Annotated in this window: 20 protein-coding genes; 11 read left to right on the top strand and 9 right to left on the bottom strand. The window is 48.0% G+C overall.

What is annotated here, in order from left to right:
* Positions 1-31: 31 nt before the first annotated feature.
* The 4 genes from rarD to LN341_RS04880 form a co-directional block, all read right to left on the bottom strand.
* Complete coding sequence (gene rarD, locus LN341_RS04895; protein ID WP_234204188.1) at positions 32-937, bottom strand: EamA family transporter RarD; 906 nt, start codon at positions 935-937, stop codon at positions 32-34.
* 126 nt (positions 938-1063) lie between these two features.
* Complete coding sequence (locus tag LN341_RS04890) at positions 1064-2185, bottom strand: ABC transporter permease (protein WP_234204913.1); 1122 nt, start codon at positions 2183-2185, stop codon at positions 1064-1066.
* A complete protein-coding gene (locus tag LN341_RS04885) occupies positions 2185-3105 on the bottom strand; it encodes an ABC transporter ATP-binding protein (RefSeq protein ID WP_234204187.1) in 921 nt (306 codons plus the stop codon). Before LN341_RS04885 ends, LN341_RS04890 begins: the two co-directional genes overlap by 1 nt.
* Complete coding sequence (locus LN341_RS04880) at positions 3098-4054, bottom strand: HlyD family secretion protein (RefSeq protein ID WP_046219448.1); 957 nt, start codon at positions 4052-4054, stop codon at positions 3098-3100. Before LN341_RS04880 ends, LN341_RS04885 begins: the two co-directional genes overlap by 8 nt.
* Before the next feature lie 289 nt (positions 4055-4343).
* Between LN341_RS04880 and LN341_RS04875 the strand changes: the two genes are divergently transcribed.
* A complete protein-coding gene (locus LN341_RS04875) occupies positions 4344-5309 on the top strand; it encodes a Fe(3+) dicitrate ABC transporter substrate-binding protein (protein ID WP_234204186.1) in 966 nt (321 codons plus the stop codon).
* Here LN341_RS04875 and LN341_RS04870 read toward each other — a convergent pair.
* Positions 5271-6104 carry a hypothetical protein gene (locus LN341_RS04870; RefSeq protein WP_234204185.1) on the bottom strand — a complete coding sequence of 278 codons (834 nt, stop codon included), beginning with the start codon at positions 6102-6104 and terminating at the stop codon, positions 5271-5273. The genes LN341_RS04875 and LN341_RS04870 overlap by 39 nt on opposite strands.
* A 684-nt stretch (positions 6105-6788) precedes the next feature.
* Here LN341_RS04870 and LN341_RS04865 point away from each other — a divergent pair.
* From LN341_RS04865 to LN341_RS04825, 9 genes are all read left to right on the top strand, one after another.
* Positions 6789-7655 carry a hypothetical protein gene (locus LN341_RS04865; RefSeq protein ID WP_120510359.1) on the top strand — a complete coding sequence of 289 codons (867 nt, stop codon included), beginning with the start codon at positions 6789-6791 and terminating at the stop codon, positions 7653-7655.
* Between the two features lie 66 nt (positions 7656-7721).
* On the top strand, positions 7722-9710 hold the full coding sequence (locus LN341_RS04860) for a hypothetical protein (RefSeq protein WP_234204184.1): 1989 nt from the start codon (positions 7722-7724) through the stop codon (positions 9708-9710).
* A 376-nt stretch (positions 9711-10086) separates the two neighbouring features.
* A complete protein-coding gene (gene leuA / locus LN341_RS04855; RefSeq protein ID WP_234204183.1) occupies positions 10087-11778 on the top strand; it encodes a 2-isopropylmalate synthase in 1692 nt (563 codons plus the stop codon).
* A 39-nt stretch (positions 11779-11817) separates the two neighbouring features.
* Complete coding sequence (locus LN341_RS04850) at positions 11818-12093, top strand: hypothetical protein (RefSeq protein ID WP_234204182.1); 276 nt, start codon at positions 11818-11820, stop codon at positions 12091-12093.
* A gap of 112 nt (positions 12094-12205) precedes the next feature.
* Positions 12206-13048: a diiron oxygenase gene (locus tag LN341_RS04845; protein ID WP_234204181.1), complete on the top strand. Its 843-nt coding sequence runs from the start codon at positions 12206-12208 to the stop codon at positions 13046-13048.
* A gap of 39 nt (positions 13049-13087) precedes the next feature.
* Positions 13088-14199 (top strand): IS3 family transposase gene (locus LN341_RS04840; RefSeq protein ID WP_234204911.1). Its coding sequence is split into 2 segments (ribosomal slippage): positions 13088-13340 and positions 13340-14199, totalling 1113 coding nucleotides; the frame shifts between segments, so codons are not numbered across the junction.
* A gap of 146 nt (positions 14200-14345) precedes the next feature.
* On the top strand, positions 14346-16463 hold the full coding sequence (locus tag LN341_RS04835) for an amino acid adenylation domain-containing protein (protein WP_234204180.1): 2118 nt from the start codon (positions 14346-14348) through the stop codon (positions 16461-16463).
* A 13-nt stretch (positions 16464-16476) separates the two neighbouring features.
* Complete coding sequence (locus LN341_RS04830) at positions 16477-17577, top strand: ISAs1 family transposase (protein ID WP_234204133.1); 1101 nt, start codon at positions 16477-16479, stop codon at positions 17575-17577.
* A gap of 81 nt (positions 17578-17658) precedes the next feature.
* The gene (locus tag LN341_RS04825; RefSeq protein ID WP_234204179.1) at positions 17659-18342 is read left to right on the top strand and encodes a 2Fe-2S iron-sulfur cluster-binding protein; all 684 of its coding nucleotides are present in this window, start codon (positions 17659-17661) and stop codon (positions 18340-18342) included.
* Here LN341_RS04825 and LN341_RS04820 read toward each other — a convergent pair.
* The 4 genes from LN341_RS04820 to LN341_RS04805 all read right to left on the bottom strand — a co-directional run bounded on the left by LN341_RS04820 (position 18294) and on the right by LN341_RS04805 (position 21589).
* On the bottom strand, positions 18294-19106 hold the full coding sequence (locus LN341_RS04820) for a helix-turn-helix transcriptional regulator (protein ID WP_234204178.1): 813 nt from the start codon (positions 19104-19106) through the stop codon (positions 18294-18296). The genes LN341_RS04825 and LN341_RS04820 overlap by 49 nt on opposite strands.
* A 295-nt stretch (positions 19107-19401) precedes the next feature.
* A complete protein-coding gene (gene arsB, locus LN341_RS04815; protein ID WP_234204177.1) occupies positions 19402-20469 on the bottom strand; it encodes an ACR3 family arsenite efflux transporter in 1068 nt (355 codons plus the stop codon).
* Positions 20470-20490: 21 nt separating this feature from the next.
* Positions 20491-20859, bottom strand: coding sequence for a metalloregulator ArsR/SmtB family transcription factor (locus LN341_RS04810; protein ID WP_234204176.1), 369 nt, complete (start codon positions 20857-20859; stop codon positions 20491-20493).
* Positions 20860-20920: 61 nt separating this feature from the next.
* Positions 20921-21589, bottom strand: coding sequence for a glutathione S-transferase family protein (locus LN341_RS04805; RefSeq protein ID WP_234204175.1), 669 nt, complete (start codon positions 21587-21589; stop codon positions 20921-20923).
* A gap of 121 nt (positions 21590-21710) precedes the next feature.
* Between LN341_RS04805 and LN341_RS04800 the strand changes: the two genes are divergently transcribed.
* Positions 21711-22694 (top strand): YafY family protein, encoded by a 984-nt coding sequence (locus tag LN341_RS04800; RefSeq protein WP_234204174.1) that lies wholly within the window; start codon positions 21711-21713, stop codon positions 22692-22694.
* The last annotated feature ends 34 nt before the right edge of the window (positions 22695-22728 follow it).

Genomic DNA, 22728 nt, shown 5'->3' with positions numbered 1-22728 from the left:
TCCCGGCATGCCTGCAATACGCAGGCATGCCTCACTCTTTCACCTTTACTGCCAATTGCACCTGTTTCTGGGTCATGATCTGGCGCACACAATCCAGAATCAGAAAAAGAACGGCCATCCAAATCAAGAGATAGGTCGGCCACTCTCCTTCGCCGATACTTTCCCCAAGCACCAGTGACACCACCACCAGCAACACAGGCTCTACATAGCTCAATAATCCGAACAGGCTGAAGCTCAGCAGTTTGCTCGCCACAATGTAACTGCCGACTGCAAAAGCACTGATGACACCCAGCCCCATGATGAGCCAGCTCAGCTGCGAATGCTGAGCAAAAACGCTCAGGCTTTCGTGCTCGACAAATAACCACCAGATGGCGGGCGGAATCATGATCGCCATATCAAACCACAGGCCCCCCAGGCTGTCTGTGCCGAGTTTACGCCGCAGCATAAAATAGCCGGGATAACCTATCGCAACCACCAGGGTTTCCCAGTATAAACCTCCTGAAAGCCAAAGCTTGTAGGCAACGCCAACAGCAGCAAAAGCCACTGCAATTTTCTGCCAGCCGCTCAGTCTGTCCTGATAGACAAAGCGGCCCAGTACCACCATCACCAGCGGCATCATGAAATAGCCCAGGGAGACCGGCAGCGCGCGCCCGTTGATCGGGGCCCACATGAAGAGCCAGAACTGAACACCCAGCAAAAATGCCGACAAGGGTAAGCCCAGCCATAACAGAGGACGCTGGCGGACGGCCGACACGATGGCAGCCACCTGCGACAATTCTTTACTGAGCAGCAGAAAGGCGGTGAGAAAAGGTAACGTCAGTAACAGACGCCAGCTGAAAATCGCTTCACCATTGAGAGGATCGAGCAAGGTTGAGTAGTAATACAGCGCCCCGAACAGACAAGAAGACATCACTGACAGAAACACGCCTCGACCCACATTACCCCCTGATATCCGAATATTTGGCGACCCGACTCAACGCACAGGATGATATCAGTCCGCCATCGTTCCTGGCGATGTCATTTTCCACCAAAGACTCAGGATGTTGCGAATATGGGATCCGGGTCAGTCCAGCGTTTTCTTAAACCGCCAGGAAGCCAGCAGCAATCCGAACAGGGTAAAACCCAGCAGCCAGAGCGCATCTTTCCACAAGACGGCCACATCGGCGCCGCGCAGCACGATCCCCCGGATCATCCGCATAAAATGGGTTGCAGGCAGTATCTCTGCAATCCACTGAGCAGGCACGGGCATTCCTTCATACGGGAACATAAAGCCGGATAACAGAATCGAAGGTAACAGAATAAACACCGTCATCTGCATGGCTTGCAGCTGAGTCCGGGCAATGGTCGAAATCACCAGTCCCAGGGTCAGGCTGGCCGCAATAAACAGCAAGGTGCCCCACAGAATCTGGCTGACCGGACCATTGATCGGCACCGCAAAAATGTAGTGCCCCAGCCCAAGAATAATCACCACCTGAATCAGACCGATCACGATATAAGGCGCGATCTTTGCCATCATGAGTTCAAGGGAATGCACGGGCGTGGTGATCAGCAGCTCCAGGTTGCCTCGTTCCCGCTCGCGGACGATCGCCGCAGAAGTGAACAAAATCATGGTCATGGTCAGTATGACGCCCAGCAGGCCCGGCACAATGTTGACCGCCGTTCGCCGCTCCGGGTTGAAATAGAGCGCGACTTCGAAGGTCGGCGTCATCACACTCGACTGCTGCGCTTTGTAATCCGACACCAGATGATCGACCGGCATATTCTGTAATTGCAGCAAGGCAGAACTGACCATGGTATCTGAGCCATCCACCAGCCATTGCCCGGCTTTTCTGTGCTGTGCCAGCCGCTGATCCAGATCCCTTGGCAGCACCAGTACACCCCGGACTGTCCCAGCGGTAATGGCTCGCTCCCCTTCTTTGGGTGTGGCATAACGGGCCACTACAGTCACCACCTGAGTGGCCTTCACCGCTTCGGTAATCACCCTGCCATACTGCGACTGGCTTTGGTCCACAATCGCAACGGGGATATTGCGTACATCCGTATTAATGGCAAAACCAAACAACAACAGCTGTATCAGGGGGATCATCACCACCATGCCGAAGGTAATTTTATCCCGGGACAGCTGGCGAAACTCTTTCACCAGAATTGCTTTCATTCTGATCAGACTGGCGGTGACAGCATTCATCATTTGCGCCCCGTGCTGGTGACGAATACATCTTCCAGGCTGGGGCGAACGGCATCCAGCTCAGCCTGCGCCAGCTCGGGAATCTGACGTTTCAGCCAGGCCACAGGATCAGGCTCATCTGCGCGCACCAAGACACGCAAGCGGATCCCTAACTGGGCAGCAGACACCACAGCCGGCAGAGCCAGTAGCCTGTCTTTGATCTGCCGAAGTCCCGGTGCTTTGATTTCCACCACACTGACCCCCATCTGCGCCATTAAGGCATCAGGCGGGCCGTCTGCCTTGATTTCACCGGCTTCCATAATTGCCAGGCCATGACAGCGCTCAGCCTCGTCCATGTAATGAGTGGTCACCAAAATGGTGGTGCCTGCGTCAGACAAGTCAAAAAGCTGCTCCCAGAAATCACGCCGCGACTGGGGATCTACCGCAGAGGTCGGTTCATCCAGAAACAGTAAATCGGGTTTATGCATCACAGCCGCTGCCAGGGCAAGCCGCTGTTTCTGCCCGCCACTCATGCTGCCCACCCGTTGTTTCATCAATTCATTCAGGTGATAAACGCTGCCGAGCTCTGCCACCCTGGGTTTCAGCGCTCTGGCGGGCAAGCCAAAAATCTGGCCGATAAACTGCAGGTTTTCTTTGACTGACAAATCTTCGTACAAGGAAAATTTCTGCGTCATGTAACCAATTTTCATCCGGAGCGCTTCCGCCTGTTCGGGAATGCGCAACCCAAGCACATCTATGTCTCCCTCACTGGGACTCAGCAGCCCGGTTAACATCCTCAGCGTGGTGGATTTACCGCAACCATTTGGCCCCAGAAAACCATAAATACTGCCTTTGGGAACATGCAGGTTCAGCTTGTTCACGGCGGTAAAATCGCCGAACCGCCGCGTCAGACCGGTTGCCTTGATTGCCAGATCACTCAAAAGACATCTCCACCTGAACCGGTACGCCGGAAGGTAAGGATCCGGCATCCGACAAATCGAACTCCGCCAGATAAACCAGCCGCGCCCTGTCATCTTCATTCAGTGCGTAGTAAGGGGTAAAGGCCGGCTCAGTCGCTATCCAGCGCAAAGTGCCTTCGTAAGGTTCTGAAACGCCATCGACATATACCTTTGCCGTACTGCCCGGCTGCAAGGCAACCCGGTAAGGTTCAGGGACATAGACTCTGGCGTAAGGCTGACTGCTGGCCTGAATGACAGCAACCACAGCGCTCATGGGCACCCGCTCGCCCAGGTTATAGGGCAGGCTGTCCAAAATACCATCGCGGGTTGCTACGACCGTGAGATCATTGAAAATCCGCTGTTGCAGAGCCACATTGGCTTTTGCTGCTTCCAGTTCCGCCTGCGCCTGCTGAATATCTTCAATTCTTTCGCCCCGGGTCAGCTTGGTGAAATTTTCCCGCGCCGCAGCCACCTGCGCCCTGGCACTGTCCCGCTCAGCTTTTGCCGTGTCCCGCTCGGCCACACTGATCAACTTCTGACGCACCAGACTCTCACGGCGCACATAGGTTTTTTCCGCGTCCGTCAAACGGGCATTCGCCTGCTCAAGCTGCGCCTTTGCTGCTGCAATATCTTCTACCCGCTCGCCATTGGTGAGCCGAAGCAGGTAGGCCGCTGCTTTGGCCTGCTCAGCCTTGGCTCGCGCCAGCGTCGCGGCTTGCCGGGTGGTATCCAGCCTGACCAGCACCTCTCCGGCTGTGACTGGCTGACCTTCTGCGACGGGCATCTCGCGGATGATTTCATTTGCCGTGGCCGTCAATGTAATACGATCGCGCTCCAGAGTCCCCAGTGCCTGCGACGATGGCCGATGATCGCACCCGGCCAGTAACATGAGCGCCAGCACCAGAAAGGGTAAAGACCAGACAGATTTCATTTAACGCCACTCCAAGACAGACCGTAAGGTAAAAGCTAGCTAAGATGAGCTGAAATTCAATGTGTTAGCATGAGTATGCCGCATTTTCATACGCAGGAATGTCGTGTATTTCTCACTTCTCTGCTGTCAGAAAAATATGCGCAACAGGCATTGATCACGATCCAATACTCATGGCCGGCCCACCACTCCCCCTTGTACTGGCAACAAAAGCCATTAGAATGACGCGCAATGAAAAGCACTTCATTATCAAGTAAAAGTAAAATTTTTCTCTGACTTTTAAGGGAGTACCATGTCACTGTTGGGATATTTGCGCTGGATAACCTTTTCTCTTTTCCTTTTTACCAGCCCCACAGCTTTTTCCACGACCATCACTGACAGTCTTGGGAACCCGTTTACCCTGGACACACCGCCCCAGCGAATTGTCACATTGGAATATGCCTTCGCTGATGCACTGGCAGCGATTGACCTCAGTCCTGTGGGGATTGCCGATGACAATGATCCGCTCAATCTGCACCCTGCGGTCGTGGCGAAGCTGCAGGGCTGGGTCTCTGTCGGTGACAGAGCGACACCGAACCTGGAAAAAATCACCGCGCTGAAGCCGGATTTGATTATCGCCGATGTGAACCGGCATCAGGCGATGTATGCCGCACTCAGCCAGATTGCCCCGACTGTACTGCTGGCATCCCGCGGTGAGACCTATCAGGAAAATCTGGATGTCGCATTGAAGATTGGTGATATCGCAGGCCATTCCGAGGTGATGCAGGCACGGCTTCTGCAGCACCAAAACATCATGCAAGGTGCGGCAGACGCACTCAGCGACTATCAGGGTAGAAGTGTGCTTTTCGCTGTGGCATCCGAAAATGGCTTATATGCCTATTCCGGAGCCGCCTATCCTGGCGGCGTCTTGAAAGCGCTCAAGCTGACGGTACCCGAGAAAGTCGGCGAAGAAGACAGAGCGCTGAGACAGCTGACTTTTGACGATATCACCAGCATGGATCCCGACATTCTGCTGTCTGGCCATCTGCAGCCAGACAGTCTTCTGAATCAGTGGCAGCAACAACCCGCCTGGCAATCGCTCAAGGCCGTTTCCAGCGGGCAGCTGATTGAAGTTGACAGCAATCACTGGGCCAACTGCCGGGGTTTGCTGGCGTCTGAAGCCATGGCAAACAACCTGCTGCAAGCCTTAGCGGTGACGCCAGAACCACCATTCGAAATCTTACCAAGCGAGCGGGATCTCGGCATAGAGCCTGAATAAAAGGTTCTCGTCCCAGGGCAGGATCGGCGCTTTACCCTGGAGACGGTAAGGCGCCAGATTATAGCGGGTGTATGATACTGACACATTCAGGCTGTCCATTACAGAATGGTTTACCGGGTAATGAATTGCCAGAAAGAGTTGATTTTCCAGCCAGTCATCCTGATCCCGCCACTGCTGCCAGTACCCGTCCCAGCTGAGCTCCGTCTTGACTGAACGCTGAAAAAACAGCTTCCAGACGAGTGCGTCACTGCTGCGCTTCAGTGCTTCGCGGCTATAGCCGCGGGCTTCAGGGACATCATCATCCCATTCCAGCCCGTAGTAGCCACCGCCCAGCGCCAGTCCGACAGCGTCAGCCTGACGCTGATAATCCAATCCGATCCCCAATTGTGCCTGCAGCGTCTCTTCCAACCCGAACACCGTATTCTGAAGCCAGCTGACATCTGTCCGCCAGCCGATTGTTACCCCAGAATGACCCAGACGAATCATGGGCTGAGAGAGCGAGCCGCTTGCCATAAACCAAAAAGGGTCGTGATCCGGGTCCAGATGATCAATATCGTGATCATAATGAGCTATCACCCCGGTTTGCCCGGCCAGATGCTCAGCACCGGTATAGGAGAGACGAAGACCAAGATTTACGCCCAGGGTATCTGAATCTGCCTCGGCAACCCGGGTATCATGCAATCCTGCCGAGGCGACAGTGCGCCATGCCGAGTGAGTCACAGGCGCAGCAATACATACCGGCACTAAGGCCAGTAAGGTCCACTTAGTTCTGACACAACGCCCGATACCTGTCATTAGTCTGCATACAAGCGACACAATACAGACAGTGTAGTGACTCACTGATGACTCAGTCGTTTCAATTATTAGCCATGGTAAAAATATCCGGTATCAGGATCAGGGATAAGGTAAGGTTATTCAGAAGGAAAAAGATTTTCACACAACGTTAAACACTGACAATCGGCACCATCCGCCTAATGACATAAAAACCAAGCCGATAGTTTTATTTACCAAAACATTAGCTATCGCTAAATAATAATAAATTAAATAACTCAGTTTTCATTAATAGCCCGTTTATCCCCATAGCAAGCCTCTTTCGTTAGCATTCATAACAACTCATCAACGGGTGTTTCATTTAACTTCCTTTGTTCACATTAGCATCAATCAGATAAAAACACGCTCGAACGAAAATTATATGGACTTTATTTTTTCATTTTGATAATTTCAGCAAAAGAATAAAAAACAGCGATCAATACGCTAAAAAAACAACAAACAAAACATAAACCCCTTTATTAGAACAGGTAAATATACATACCTGACAATTAGTTTCCTTATTTATCACAAACAATGTCAGTCAGATAATTATAACATTAGATAATAATAATTTAGCGTAAACATACTTTCTAAAGGTATCCACCAAGTTTGTGTAATTCAGAAAAACCTCAAGATGCGTTAACACGCCTATTTTATAAGGAAACCTTTATGGCCAAATTTAAGCAATTAGCGATCATCGCTTTACCCTTATTCAGCCTGACTCCGGTTGCTCACGCCTCGTTGTATGGCGACTGTGTTGCTTCAGGTGAGACGCTTGTCGACGCCCGCTTCGGCGGCTCCTACACCAAAGATGTGGATGACTCCTCACAGGATCTGGCCTCTTCCACCATTAAAGGCTATCTGAACGTGCAAGGCCGCAGCAGCTGCCTGCGTGTCGAAGGTGTTGCCGGTATTGATGGCAAGCTACTGAACAATGATATTCAGGTTGCCTCTGTCACTGCGGGTGCCACTGCCACCAATACGGCGCAATTCGGCGTTGACGGACGCGTCAATGTCATGGGTACCGATATCCTTTCTCAGGAATACACTATGTCTGCTGAAGAAGGGCCATCCCTGAAGAAAGATCTGCCGATCCTGCCGATTCCGGATCTTGGCCTGTATGCGGGTATTCCACTGGGACCTGTCATTCTGGATGTTGGTGTCGGTGTAAGAACCAAGCTCAACGTGGCACTGGAAGCGGGTTACGACAACCTGGCACTGACCGCCAAAGCCGTGCCAAGCGCCGATGTGACAGGATTCACTGAAGCCTCCGCCCGCATTTTGCTGAATAAAATCTCTCTCGGTGGTGAAGTGTCTATTATCTCAGATGATCTGGCCTTTGAAACCTATGGCCGCTGGGATGCGCCGCAGAACGGCTTTGCATTTGGTTACGGCATTACCAACACCGCCAACCTGGCCGGTGGCAATATCTACGGCTCAGTGAACGACAAGTACAAACTGACCATTTATGAATGGCCTGGCTACACCTTTGAGAAAACGTTAGCGCAAGGAAACACTTTCCTGCCCGTTCAGTAATCTCAGCGCCCTTCCTCCCCGCATCCAGAATGCGGGGAGCATCTCTGTGTCATGAGTCAATAGTCTATGAAGAACAAATTACTTTTTATTCTGGTGCTGGTCAGCTGCATAGCCGCCGGCGCCGCGCTGTTTCGTCTTTCGGGATCGCCCGCTTCCGCCGTACCTGACCATGAATCCGGTTCTGCCTCAGCCCAGCCAACCGCTACGCCAGCCAACCCGAACAGTCATCCTCCGGCTTTTCAGCACACAGGCACAGCGTCTTCACACAGTAAGAACACCGCCTCTGAGGCATTTGCCAAACAAGTCTTTGCGCTGCAATACAGTGCCGATATCGCTTTTTCAGCCCCTGGCACCACGGTTGAGCAAACAATCCGATTCGATATCAGCGGCGACATGCTCCAGTACCGGCAAACCCGGGATGATCACATCTATAAACTGATCAGAATGCCGGCGCCGGACATTACCGCCGCCGTCAATCAGCAGGCCAATCCAGAGATAGTGGCAGCTCTGCGCCAGCAGGTACAGCAAGGGATAGAGTTCATCAGCTCCCCTGAAGGAGAGATCCTGGAAGTCTATTTGTCACAGCCCCATCCGTCGCTGAAGTCCATGGAAACTATTGCCTTCATGATGCAGCACATTGTTCCTGAAACACTCAGCGCCAACACACAATGGCAACGTTCAGAAAAAGACTACAACGGCGAGTTCACTGCTTTCTACAGCCTGCAGCCGGACACAGCACCGACGCCGGCAACCGACAGTTACGCGTTATTTAAACGCCGTGAGCTGGAAAAAGCCGTCTATGATCAAGTGAGTGGAGATCAGGCCCGTGGACTGGAAAACAAACTCAGGCCCATCTACTCGTTCAGTCACCAGGCCCGCTGGGATCAGCAACATCGTATGCTGCAATCGTTGTCGGTTGATGAAAGCGTCGAGCACCTGCTTAACGGTCAGCCGCTGGCAAGCAATAACAATCGCTTGATTCTGAACCTGACATCATGGTCTGAGGACATCAGCCAGACTGAACTCGCCCTGATCCAACAGGTCCAGTCGCAGCGTCAGATCGAGTTAACCGCCGCTGAGGTGTTTCTCTCCACCGGAGGCAAAGTAAGCCAAGGTGCCGGCACTTTGGACGAAGCGAGCGATGAACAACAACACTCAGAGCAGGCAACTCAGGGTGCCAGCACCTCTGCCGAAGAGGCCTATCAGGAAATCAAAGATCTTTATGATGCCATGCTGTCTCTGGATGGCCTCGAGAGAGTCAAAGCAGAAAGTCAGCTGAGCGCCCTGCTGCAAAACTTTGCCCGCACCTATCCCGGCGATCTGGATCTGCTAACGGATGATTTGGCGAAATTTGGCACTCATGAACCAGGGTTCAGTCTGTACCTGAGTGCACTGAGTACAGTCGCCAGCCGCGCTTCACAGGAGGCTATGCTGACCACACTGAATGCCCGGATGAACGAGAAACAGGCAGCAGCCTCAATCATGGCATCGCTGGCACTGTCACCGCAGGGCAATACACAAACGTTTGAACGCTTCTCGAATATGGTCGGCAACAGCCAGTTAGCGGAGTCGATGACAGCCAATGTCGATCTGGCGAAAAGCGCCATGGTTCAGCGCATGGGCGTGGAAGACAGCACAACGGCCAACGCTTATGTCTCTGAACAATTGCGGGAACTCAAGACTGCACCCGATACCTCGGCCACCCTTCATCATCTGACGGTGCTGGGCAATATGGGGCAATACCTGAGCTTTGGGGATTTGCAAACGTATACCGAACAAACCAATGCTGACATTCGTCAGCGGGCTACCCATGCCCTGCGGTTTGTTCCCGGCTCGGATGCCACCGACTATTTGTTGCAGACTCTCAAAGATGATGCAAATGTCACCACCCTTGAAGTCGCCGCCAATTCTCTGAGTTACCGCGCGCTGGACAGCAATACCCTGATGCAGCTCCAGCAGCAGATTGATGTAGAGCAGAATCAGCAGATTAAAGAAAGGCTGCAAGGGATCGTGGATAAATACACCACGTCGGAGATTGCTCAGCAATCACATTGACTGGGATTGAATCTCTGCAAAGACCTGTGCCAGACAATCAGGAGAACCCTGCTTCCGCTTGATTGTCTGGCATCACTCAGACTTCCGACACCAATGGCAGTTCAGGCATGCGTTTTGGGATCCGCTGCTCTGCCAATTGGAGCTACCCCCCCTAAATTTGGTCTCCCAGATTGAAGAAAACCCCAGCATTGCTGCTGAGGTCTTAAAGAAGTGGACAGTAGTAAGAGACCAAACTAAAAATCGATGTCGATACTTCTAGGATAGTTCAAGTTTTATAAAAGAAGCTTGTCTATTAAGACAAAGTTCATGTCCCTCACGCGAAAGCAAATTCAGTTCTCAACTTTAAAATGAAACTGAACTAAACGAGGTAGCAAACATGATTTCTGAACCATCTCAAAAATATACACCAGCATCTATTGTATCTAATCCGGAACGAGTATGGCCTAGCAAGCGACTTGAAGCAGCACCTCGTTGGTGCTCAACCGACCTACGGGATGGAAATCAGGCCCTGGCTAACCCTATGGATCACGATAGAAAACTTATGTATTTCGACCATCTTGTGCAATGTGGTTTCAAAGAAATCGAGGTCGCGTTTCCTTCTGCGTCAGATACTGAGTTTCAATTCGTCCGTAAGCTAATAGAAAAGGACCACATACCTGATGATGTTTGGGTTCAAGTAATTACTCAGGCACGTCCGGATCTGATTCGAATGACGATGGATTCTTTGAGAGGAGCAAAACAGGCAATTGTTCATGTCTACAATGCCACCGCTCCCGTATTTAGGGATGTGGTTTTTCAAAATTCAAAAGAAAAAACCATTCAGCTTGCTTTAGACGCTGTTGAATTGATTAAGCAGCTATGTGAGGAACAACCGGAAACTACATGGTGTTTGGAATACTCTCCGGAAACCTTTTGCTTTACAGAGCTTGAATTTGCCTTAGAGATCTGTGAAGCAGTAAAAGACTTATGGTGCCCTAATGAATCCAGACAATTAATACTAAACCTACCGACTACGGTTGAAGTCAACACACCGAACGTGTTTGCCGACCAGATCGAACTATTCATTAGAAATTTTAGCGATCTCAATAATGTAACTATCAGTATCCACCCACACAATGACCGCGGTACTGGCGTTGCTACAGCTGAACTTGGTGTTCTTGGTGGCGCTCAGAGAATTGAAGGCTGTTTGTTCGGCAATGGTGAAAGAACAGGGAATGTTGATTTAGTAACACTGGCCATGAACCTATATAGCCAAGGTGTTAACCCAAACATTAAGTTTGAAAATATCAAGAAAACCGTGGAAGTAGCTGAATATTGTAATCGAATTCCGGTACATCCTAGGCACCCATATGCGGGTGAGTTGGTCTTTACGGCATTTTCAGGTTCACATCAGGATGCTATTAAAAAAGGGTTTGCAAAGCGGTTTGAAACGGGGCAAGTCACTTGGGATGTCCCATATCTACCAATTGATCCCATTGATATTGGTTGTGCTTATGAAGAGGTAATTCGGGTAAATAACCAATCAGGCAAAAGTGGTGCAGCTTGGCTCATAGAGCAGAACCACGGATTGAAGCTTCCTAGGCCACTACAAATCGACTTCAGCGAAAAGGTTAAATCATTTACTAATCACTCGGGTTGCGAAATGAACCTGAATGAAATTTGGCGGCTATTTCGAGAGTCATATGGCGTTTTAGATAAACCAGATCTTCAACTTATAGATTATGAAAGCAAGTCTGAATCGGGTGAGCTATGTATCATTTCAACTTTAAATCACAAGGGGCGCAGAGTTGATGTTGAAGGGCTTGGTTCTGGAATCATGAGTGCTTTGGTTAATGGCATAAAACAAGCCTTCGATATCGATATAAATATCAAAGGTTATTCTGAGCATACGCTGGGGCTTAGTACTGAAAGTAGAGCCGTCACTTACGTTGAGATCCAATCCAATTTACAGGTAAGTTACTTTGGCGTCTCAATTAATAGTGACTCATTAAAAGCTCTTCTGCAGGCGACTCTAAATGCGGTTTCTTCATTTTTGGATCAGTACGAATCCTTTAATTGGCTCGACTAAGCAAGGCCTTCTTTTTAATACACACTGAGTTTGGAAATTATGGAAAAAATTTTAAATATCCCTTCAGAAAATTGGACTATCCCGACTGGTTTTGACCCTGGCATCGAACAGATCATTATCGAAGACACCCTAGATACTGAAAAGAAAACTGGGATAAGAACACGCTTTGTTCGCTTTAACCCTGGTGCTGGGACCAAGGAAGTATTTCTTCATGATTACCATGAAGAGGTATATCTGGTTTCGGGTGACCAAATTCTTCTCAATAAAGACACCTTAGAACTAAAGCATAAATACACAGTAGTGAATACTTTATAAGACCAGCAGGTACTCATCATGGACCGTTCAAAAGCGACGACGGGTGTGTCCTTCTAGAAATTCACTATTACTAAACAAATAAACGAAAAACGCAGTTGAAAGGGAACATAAAATGGCTTATCAATCACACGCAAATTCATGGGAACAACGAGCGACAATCCGGACAAGACCAAGACGTATTATTGAGGATGATGAACTTTCATTTTACCCAAAGGAAAGACAGCCATTGTGCTTTGATCCGGTAATTGAGAAGTTGGGTTTAGAGGTACAAAATACGATTTTGCTTCAAAGCCTATACAAATATATCAATGATATTGTAATTTTTGAGACTGAAATCGTTAACAAAACGGCACTAGATATTGCTAAAGGCCGTTTTCCTTTCGAGTTCTCATTCGAGGCTAGATATGACGCAATGTCAGTTGTTATTGATGAAGACTACCACGCATTTGTTGCAATGGATTTCCAGAATCAGATGGAACAACAAACTGGTTCAAAGCCCTTTCAGGTATTTAATGAAATTGAGCTTAGTCGAGCAATCCCGAAAGCAATCGCCTCATTAGATGACGCTAACCATAAAGCCGGTGTTGAACTGATTGCTGTGGCCATCTCTGAGAACACTGTAACTTCTGACGTTGCTGCTTTTGCTAGTGACGACAGTGTTAAGCGCTCAATTAAGGGTATTATGGCAGATCATCTTGCAGACGAAGGTCGCCACTCAAAGTTTTGGACAGAGCTAGTCAAGATTTACTGGGCCGAGATTGATGAATCATCTCGATTGGCTATTGGGTCTGCATTGCCAAAATTTCTTGAAGAATATCTTACAAATGATATCCAGAAAGAATTTGATACAGCGTTGATCAACCAACTATCCCTTCCAGATGTCGTTAAAGCTAAAGTACTTGAAAACCTTGTTGGTGGTGTAACCCTCCCCGAAAAACATGTCGCTAGTAATTAGAGCTTTTCCGTTTACACTGAAATAAACGGAGAACGCATGATGAAAAAATCACGCTACACAGAAACACAGATCGTGAAGATCCTGAAGGAAGTGGAGGCTGGCCGTAAGGTCAACGAAGTCTGTCGTGAATACGGTATCTCTGACGCTACCTATTACAACTGGAAATCGAAATATGGTGGTATGGAAGCGTCCGATGTGAAGCGGCTGAAAGAGCTTGAAGATGAAAATCGCCGACTCAAGCAGATGTTCGCTGACCTCAGCCTTGAGCATCGTATTGTGAAAGATATTCTGGAAAAAAAGCTGTAAAGCCAGCGGTTAAACGCGAACTCGTGGAGTATGTTCGTCAGCAATTTCGGGTCAGTCTCAGAATGGCCTGCCGCGCAGTTGGCATCAGTGATTCTGTCTATCGATATCAACCAGACCCTCATCGAGATGATGAGGTCATCGCCAAGTTGCAAGAAGCCGTAGAGCGATATCCTGCTTATGGTTTTGGCAAGTTATTTAAAGTTCTCAGACGCTGGGGATATCCATGGAACCACAAGCGCGTTTACCGTGTTTACTGCTCACTCAAGCTCAATATGAGGCGCAAAGGAAAAAAGCGGTTACCGAAACGGGAGCCAGTCCCGCTGGCACGTCCTGACGGGGTGAACGGCTGTTGGTCGATTGATTTTATGAGTGACGCTCTGGCTTGCGGCAGACGTTTTCGTACGTTTAATGTTGTCGATGATTTTAACCGCGAAGTGTTAGCCATCGAAGTGGACTTAAATTTACCAGCCCCAAGAGTCATCCGGGTTTTGGAGCGTATCACAGCGTGGCGCGGGATGCCCGGCAAACTCAGGATGGATAATGGTCCAGAATTTATCTCCACAGCGTTAGCCGAATGGGCCGAAGAAAATCGAGTTGAACTTGAATTTATTCGACCAGGAAAACCCACTGAGAACTCATATATTGAGCGCTTTAATCGAACCTATCGCACAGAACTTCTCGATATGTACGTTTTTAAAACGCTGAGTGAAGTTCGAGAGTTAACCGAACAATGGATGAAGGAATATAACGATGAACGCCCTCATGATGCCCTGGATGATCTGACCCCGTGGGAATACTTAGCAAGGTACGAAAGCAGGAAAAACTCTAATTTAGGCTGCCATTAAAGTAGGGAGGGTTACAGTGGGTACCCTATTACTGGACAGCACCCTATGGTTGCAAATATCCGCCGATTCCTAATTGCGTCAGGCATTTTTGAGCACGCACCGACCCGAAATCTTCTCGCCCAATATTCATAGATCATGGAAAGACAATGAAACTTTATTCTATTGCACTTGATAGCAAGTGTCCTTGCTCGCATGAACTAACCAATCTTATTTACGAGCTTGGTCATAACATTATTTCATCAAAACCCGACGAAACTGTTTCTGAAATTGAAGACTCAATGAAGGTCGATTTCATTCTTAAGCGTTACCAACCTGATGACATCGATTTAGGTTCAAGGTCGTCAGTGTATATTAGCGTGGCTCATGAGAGTGATAATGAACAATACATTGTTTCTACATTAGCACCATTTGACGGGCAGTTGGTGCTAATTACTAAGTCAGTCATAAAGTACGGATTCACACATAATGGGGCAGATATTCACAAAGAAATTTGTACAGTTGTAGAACAGTGTGTTTCTTTGACGCTAACACGCTTGTCACAAGGTTTAACCAAAGATAACACAATTCCTAGTGATGAATTAGTGCACTATTCAGAGGTTGACCTTCATGAATTAAAATTTTGGCACAAGTCAAATGAGACGATCGAGAACGGAAAGTATTATCAAGGTTTATACGAAGCTTTTGAAAATACGGTTAGGTTGTTCCCCCAAAAGGCAGCGGTCAAATTTGGTGATACCTCGATCTCTTACAAAGAGCTGGAAGGTAAGGTTGAAAGATATGCGTCAAATATTCAAAACCTCCTGCGTTCAGGTAGTTGTGCAGAACAACAAGTAATAGCAATCGCATTACCAAAGTCAATCGAATTATATGCAACGATTCTGGCAGTGTTAAAAATAAATGCTTGTTATGTGCCTATCGACCCCGAGTACCCTGAAGACCGAATTAAGAACATATTGAAAGGCTCCAAACCACAATTATTAATTGGGAAGTTAAATTTTGAGACAGAAACGCGAGCTACTTCAATAGACGCCATAGAGCAAAATACAAATATTGGAACAACAGCGACACCGTTTAAATACGAAGAAAACACAAGTCAAAATGCTGTGGTGATCTATACGTCAGGTTCAACGGGTGTTCCAAAAGGAGTGCAACTGACTCATCAGAATGTGGTTCATTTCTGTCACTGGTATATCACAGAAACGAATCTATCATATGATTCTCGTTGTCTTCAGTTCACAACAATTTCCTTCGACGCATCTCTATTAGATATCTTCCCTACATTTACAACTGGGGGGACACTTATTGTACCTTCATCAGAACAGCGACATGACTTCGAACAACTAAACAATTTAATCTTGGAAGAGTCAGTCACACACTGTTTCATACCACCAGCAATGTTATCGGCAATGCCGCAGTATTCATGGCCATCTATGGAATACATCATCACCGGAGGCGATGTCTGCGACAGTGCAGCGATCGATCATTGGTCCGGACAGACAAATTTGGTCAATATATATGGGCCTACTGAATGTACTGTGCTGGCTACCTTTAAACGACTAGAGCAAGGCTGCAATAACAAAGTCATTGGACAGCCAATCAATAATACTCAGGTTTACCTAATTAATGAAAAAGGCGAGCCTTGCCAGACTCTCGAACAAGGTGAATTGTATATAGCAGGGAAAGGAGTTGGACCAGGGTATGTACGAGATATTAATCAAACTAATGAACGATTTGCCCCGATTGAATCGAATTCAAAAGCAGGCATAACGTATCGGACGGGTGATATTTGCTTTTGGGACAATAATGGTGACATTAACTTTATTGGTCGTCGGGACAATCAGCTTAAAATTCGAGGATTTCGAGTTGAGCTCGGTGAGATAGAAAACACGATTCTTCGATTAGACCTTTACACAGGGTGTGTAGTTATAGCTGACGATAAAAAACAGATCAGAGCTTTTGTTAAAGGTCCGAAATCTAATGTTTCTACCGACCAATTACGCGTTAAGTTGGGCGAATGCTTACCTGATTATATGATGCCAGTATTAATCAAAGAGCTCCAAGAATTTCCTTACACGGCCAACGGTAAAGTGGACCGTAAAAAACTTGCAGAATTCAAAGTGCGATCGTTTGGTACCACCAAAGATGAAGTTTGGACTAAATTGCAAACCGAATTGAGAGAAATATGGGCTGAATCACTCGACGTTGACCCCAGGGCGGGATCGCACTTTGTTAAAAACTATGATCTAATAAACGTAAACTCTTAACTAGCCTACGAAATTGAACCTTATTGAATATCTTTCTGTGGTGACAGAAAACCGCTCTGACATTAATCGAAAGCATGATCTTGTTGATGTCATCTTCCTTGTTATCAGTGCCATCACATCAGGTTGTGAAGGCTGGCAAGACATTGAAACTTATGGTGATGAGAAGCTTCACTGGTTGCGAAAGTACCGCCCGTTTACACATGGTATCCCGCGCCGACATACCATTGCTCGCATATTACGTTCGGTGGTGGCAGAGTCATTACTTGAAGCACTCGCTCTTTGGATTAATGACCAGCGAACGACTCAAAACAAGCCAGTCATCGCTTTTGATGGCAAGGTACTGCGTGGTGCCTATCGTGGCGATAAGAAAAACGCCTTACAGCTCGTCACTGCCTACGATACTGAACGTGGTTTAGTCCTTAGCCAAAAGCCAACTGAAAGCAAAAATGGTGAAATCAGTGTTGTGAGGCAACTACTTGATATAATTAATGTAAAAGGAAGTATCATCACGCTCGACGCTTTGCATTGTCAGCGCGAAACTCTCGAAAAAATTTCAGAGAAAAAAGCGCACATTGTCGTTCAAGTGAAAAACAACCAGCCAAAGCTTCGTGAAGCCGTTGTTTCTCAGTTTCAGGCGGTATTCGACGCACAAAAAGAGCAAGTTGTTACAGAAATTGTTCAAGAGCAACATGGTCGTAAAGAAGAGCGGTATGTTTTTCAGCTGAAGGCCAATTTACCCGACGATTTGAAAGAAAAGTGGCCGACGGTTCGAAGTATCATCGCCGTGGAGCGGCATCGTGTTATCAAAGGTAAAGGTAGCGTCGAAACGTCTTATTACGTGAGTTCATTGTCACCAAAGCATAAGCTTCTCGGGCATTATATTCGTCAGCATTGGCGTATAGAGAACAGCCAGCATTATGTGTTAGATGTTGTTTTAAAAGAAGATAGCTCACGAATAACCCTAGATGGTGCGGTTGAAAATATAGCGCTATTCAGGCGTTTTGTAATGAACATGCTAAAACAGTGTGACTGTGGCGCCCCAAGCCAAAAAGTAAAACTGAAAAAGGCTGCTTGGAGCGATGATTATCGGACAAGAGTTTTCTTCGGGCTATAAAGTGAGCAAAGTATGCTCCCGCCCTGGATCTCCCAACCATTAGGAGACTTCATCATAACTCAATCCCATCTGGAGCATCCATTGGTTGTATTTGGTGCTGGCAGTGGGGTAACCCCTTTATTGCCAATGCTACAATTTTTACACACAAACAACTTTAAACAACCACTGCACATTTTCTTAAGCTTCAGTTCAGTTGACGATTTTATTTTCAAAAGTGAATTCACTGAACTGGTGCAAAAAATGGAAAATTCATATTTACATATAAATTACACTCAACATTCAAACTGCTCTAATGTTGATACCTATCGGCTGCAAAAAAAGGTAATACATTCTCAGTGCCCAGATATTGGGCGATTCAAAGCATTTATTAGTGGTTCAGGAAACTATGTTGCTGATATAACCAATCACCTTCTAGCGCTGAAAGTTGAGCCGAGTGATATTGTCACAGAGCATTTTTCACTTATGAGTCAAACTCCTTTGGGGCAAGAAATTCGAGTAAAAGTTCAGCTAGATAATGAAGTCCTTTGTGATAAAGCAAATGGCGAAAAATCAATACTGGAGTTGGCCGAGGATGCTGGTGCTTACATCAACTCAGTATGTAGGAATGGTTTGTGCGGCGCATGTGTGGTTAGGGTGGAAGGGAATACTCGAGGAGGCTGTACCGACGTATTAGACACGCATAGTATCGAGAAAGGGATAAGGCTTGCTTGTTGCACTTATCCAATTGACGATTGTTCTGTGTTCAGTGATACGTCACTTTCTTGAACCAGGCTTGGGAAGGCAACGAATGAGTTTGGTGAAATACCAATACGCTTCTTAAACATTGTGCTGAAAGCACTGTGGCTATCGTAACCAACAGCTACTGCTGCATCCATAACAGAATAGCCACTGGCCAGTAACTCCATACTTTTAAGTATCCTAAAACGTCTGAGCCATTCTCCAAAGCTTAAACCAGTCTCTAAGTGGAATTTACGGGAAATAGTTCGTGCCGACACATTCAGTGAGAGCGCAACATCGGCTAGTTCCCAGGGGCGCTCTAAATGAGCGGTCACACGTTTACAGAAAGATTTAAGTACTTTTGATGAAGGCATGGGTACATTAAAGTCGGTGAGGTGAATTAAGCGCAACTCATCAAGAATAAGTTCGTTGATACGTTCTTCGCGTGAACCTGTTGTAAGATTATCCGAGAAATCAGAAGCTGCATTAATCAGCTCTCTGAGCAGCGGGTTAACTTGAAATATACCTAACTCATTACCAAGATCAGCACGTGCTAAGGGATCTATGAAAAGAGTTCGTACTTCAACTTGGCCCACCGCGACTAAGCTGTGAGGTACCCCTGCTGGAATCAGTAGGCCCCGAGATGGAGGAATGACCCAACAATTATCTTTGGCATAGACTCGAATTACCCCTTCCAGTATGTGTAAAACCTGAACAACCTGATGGTCATGAACAGGCTCTTTAATACCGTTTTGGTAGGTGTACTTAATAGCCCGAATTGGTTTTTTGAGTCTGTCGGTTTGGTAAAACATACTTAATTCAATCGGAAAATAAAATTTATCTTAAACATAGGCTTATTGATACACAAGATGTTTTATATTCACTTTTGCGATAACTAAATCAAAGTGATGGAATGTTCAAATCTATGAAAAGCACGCCCATATTTCCATTTATTACTGCTGTCGAAACGTTAGAATTCGATGGCATTCCTATTGCTGACAATCTGCGAGCCACTCCGTACGACGGAACTCGCCTGCGACTGTCAGGTACTGGCCCGACAGCATGCCGTTACTGACGACCTGCGCGAGCCCGATGTATACAAACAGACTAGACCTGAGAATACTTACGCTTCATTTTCAGCGCCACATTCACCAGAGCAATCAGAACCGGCACTTCCACCAGCGGGCCAATCACACCAACAAAAGCCTGATCAGAATTCAGACCAAAAACCGCAATCGACACCGCAATGGCCAGTTCAAAATTATTGCCAGATGAGGTGAAAGCAATCGAGGTATTCTGATCGTAAGGTAAGCCCATTTTCTTGCCGATAAAGAAGCTGGCAAAAAACATGATCAAGAAATAAATCACCAGCGGTATCGCTACCCGTACCACATCCATAGGTAGCTCAATGAGCATTTCGCCTTTCAGGCTGAACATCAGCACTATGGTCGCCAGCAGAGCGATGAGGGTGATCGGCGAAATTCGCGGAATAAAGACTTGGTTGTACCAATCCTCGCCTTTGGCAGCGACCAGCCATTTGCGGCTCAGAAAGCCCGCAAGGAAGGGGATGCCAAGATAAATCAATACGCTCTCAGCAATATCGATAATGGTAATATCCACCGCAAATCCCTGCAGCCCGAACATGGGTGGCAGTACAGTAATAAAGAACCAGGCCATCAAGCTATAGGTTAAAATCTGGAAGGCACTGTTCAGGGCAACCAGAGTGGCTCCGTACTCTTTGTTCCCACCACTGATATCGTTCCATACCAGCACCATAGCAATGCAACGCGCCAGACCAATCAAAATCAGTCCAACCATGTATCCTGGCTGATCGCGCAGGAAGATCACCGCAAGTGAAAACATCAGAATCGGGCCGATAACCCAGTTCATGATCAGCGACAGAGTGATGGCACGCTTATCCCGGGTCACCTCACCCAGCAAGCTGTAGTTCACCTTCGCCAGCGGCGGGTACATCATCAGAATCAAGCCGATCGCCAGCGGAATGTTGGTGCTTCCCACTGACATCGATTCATTCCATTGCCCCACCTCAGGAAAAGCCACGCCCAGAGCAACACCTGCCGCCATGGCTAAAAAAATCCAGACAGTTAAATACCGGTCCAGAAAACTCATCTTCTGGGATACAGCCACATCCGCGCAGGCTTGTGAATTTGTCATGTTTTTCATTCCTGATATCCGTTAAATACGTGACGATTGCTGCCATTCAGGCATTGCGCTTTTCTCATTGACACACTGATTGTCTCCAAGTTTGCTCAGCTCTCTGACAATCAGTTCCGGATTGTTTTTCAGTGTGTAGTTCAGCACCTCTTGCATCCATGCAGGCAGTCCGTCATTGAGCCGGTAGTACACCCATTTGCCACGACGTTGATCGCTGACCAGACCATTCTTCCTGAGTTCTGCCAGATGGCGAGAAACTTTAGGCTGGCTCAGATCCAGCGAAGACATCAGGTCGCACACACATAACTCTTCTTTAGACACCAGCAATAACAATGACTTAAGCCGAGTTTCCTCGGCTAGAGATTTGTAAAAAGTTAATGCGTCACACATGTTTTTCATATATGAAATTTCGAATATGAAGAGCCTATTGGCTTAAGCACCGTAAGTCAATTTAGTTTGCAGCCTTCTGCGCCAACCGCTCGTCCTCATGCTCAACCGCCAGTCGGGTATCCAGAGCTTCGGCATACGCAAAGCAGGACCGCGAGGTGACCCGCGCCAGATACTGAGTAATCACGGGATCTGGCTCAACCGATCCAAATGCCGTGCAATATTTCAACGCGGTTGCCCATAACAGATCTGCCGCCGTGAAACGCTCGCCCAGCAAATAAGGGCCTGCGCTGAGTTGCTCAATGAGTACTTGGATCACTGTGTCATAGTCTCCGTAAGGGCTGATCTTTTGCGCACTGGGCACCCACCCCATGGCTTTGTCGCAGACAGCAGGTTCAAAGCAGGCGGAGTAAAAAAGCATCCAGCGCAAGTAGGGACCACGTAGCGGATCACTCAGACCGGGCGCCAGCTCACCGGAGGAAAATAAATCGGCTAGGTGCAGATAGATAGCCACCTGGTCAGTGATTAAGGCACCGTTATCAAGCAAAGCCGGCACCTTACCCAGCGGATTGATCGCGAGATAATCGGGTTGTCTGTTTTCCCCCATCAGCATATTCAGCACATTCAGTTGAAAAGGCACATCCAGCTCATTGAGCAAGATCAGTACGCTGGACGAGCGCGTATGCGGTGAATGAAACAAGATTAGTTCGTGACCCATTGCTTTATCGGACATGGTGATTTCCTGTTGTTGTTATCAGTCCGGGTCACTATATTGGCCATACCTGTCAGATTTTGTCAGGTTTCAACACGATTCTGTCTCTTTGTGATTGCTTTCTTTAACAGAGGAAAAACTGATGCGCGCCAGCCGGCTTCTGACCATTCTGATGACCCTGCAATCGCGCGATCGGGTCAGCGCCACAGAGCTCGCCCGCGACTGTCAGGTTTCGGTGCGCAGTATCTACCGTGATATCGACAGCCTGAGTGCGCTGGGCATTCCGGTGTACAGCGAACAGGGCGTCCATGGCGGCTACCGGCTGCTGGAAGGCTACCGGACACAACTCAATGGTTTCTCAAAACAGGAAATCGAAACCCTGTTCATGCTCGGTTTGTCCGGCCCGGTGCAGGAATTGGGACTTGAGCCCGCGATGTCGGAAGCCAGACTCAAGTTACTGGCCGCCATTCCGACCAGCCTTCGCACGCATGCCGAACGTTTTCAGTCCTGTTTTTTACTCGATACCCCGGGCTGGTTTACCGAAAAAGAAACGGTTGGCGACCTGCCGCAGCTGTTCAGCGCAATCTGGCAGAAAAACCCAGTCTCGTTTCATTATCAAAGCTGGCGTGGCAGCAGCCAGCGGGTCGTCAATCCGCTGGGCATGGTATTAAAAGCAGGCAGCTGGTATCTGGTGGCTCAGTCTGAGGGCCAGTTCAAAACGTACCGGGTCGCCCGCATCCGGGATCTGAACATCCTGAATCAGTGTTTTGAATCAGAGACACACTTTGACTTACCCGCCTACTGGCAGCAAAGCAATCGCCAGATGGAAGCTGAACTCTACCCCAATACCGCCGAGATCAAACTCACCGCCAAAGGGCTGAAAATGCTAAGCAGCCTGAGTCCGCCTTATGTCCGGCAACACACGCAGATTGGACAAACCGATGATACGGGCTGGACAAGCGTCACCTTACCCTCAGGAAAAACCGAACAGGCGGTGGTGGAAATGCTGAGATTCGGCCCGGAAGTTCAGGTGATCCAGCCTGAAGCACTGCGATTTGCGATGAAAAATGTGATTGCGGTGATGCACGGGTTGTATGGCGACGATGAATCGCCGCCTTCACGATAACAAGCATCCCCTTCAGTGAATTCACTGAAGACTA

This window comes from Photobacterium sp. TLY01, assembly GCF_021432065.1.
In the GTDB taxonomy this organism is placed as follows: domain Bacteria; phylum Pseudomonadota; class Gammaproteobacteria; order Enterobacterales; family Vibrionaceae; genus Photobacterium; species Photobacterium halotolerans_A.
The sequence above is the reverse complement of the archived record's forward strand: the minus strand, read 5'-3'. Positions and strand labels throughout refer to the sequence as shown.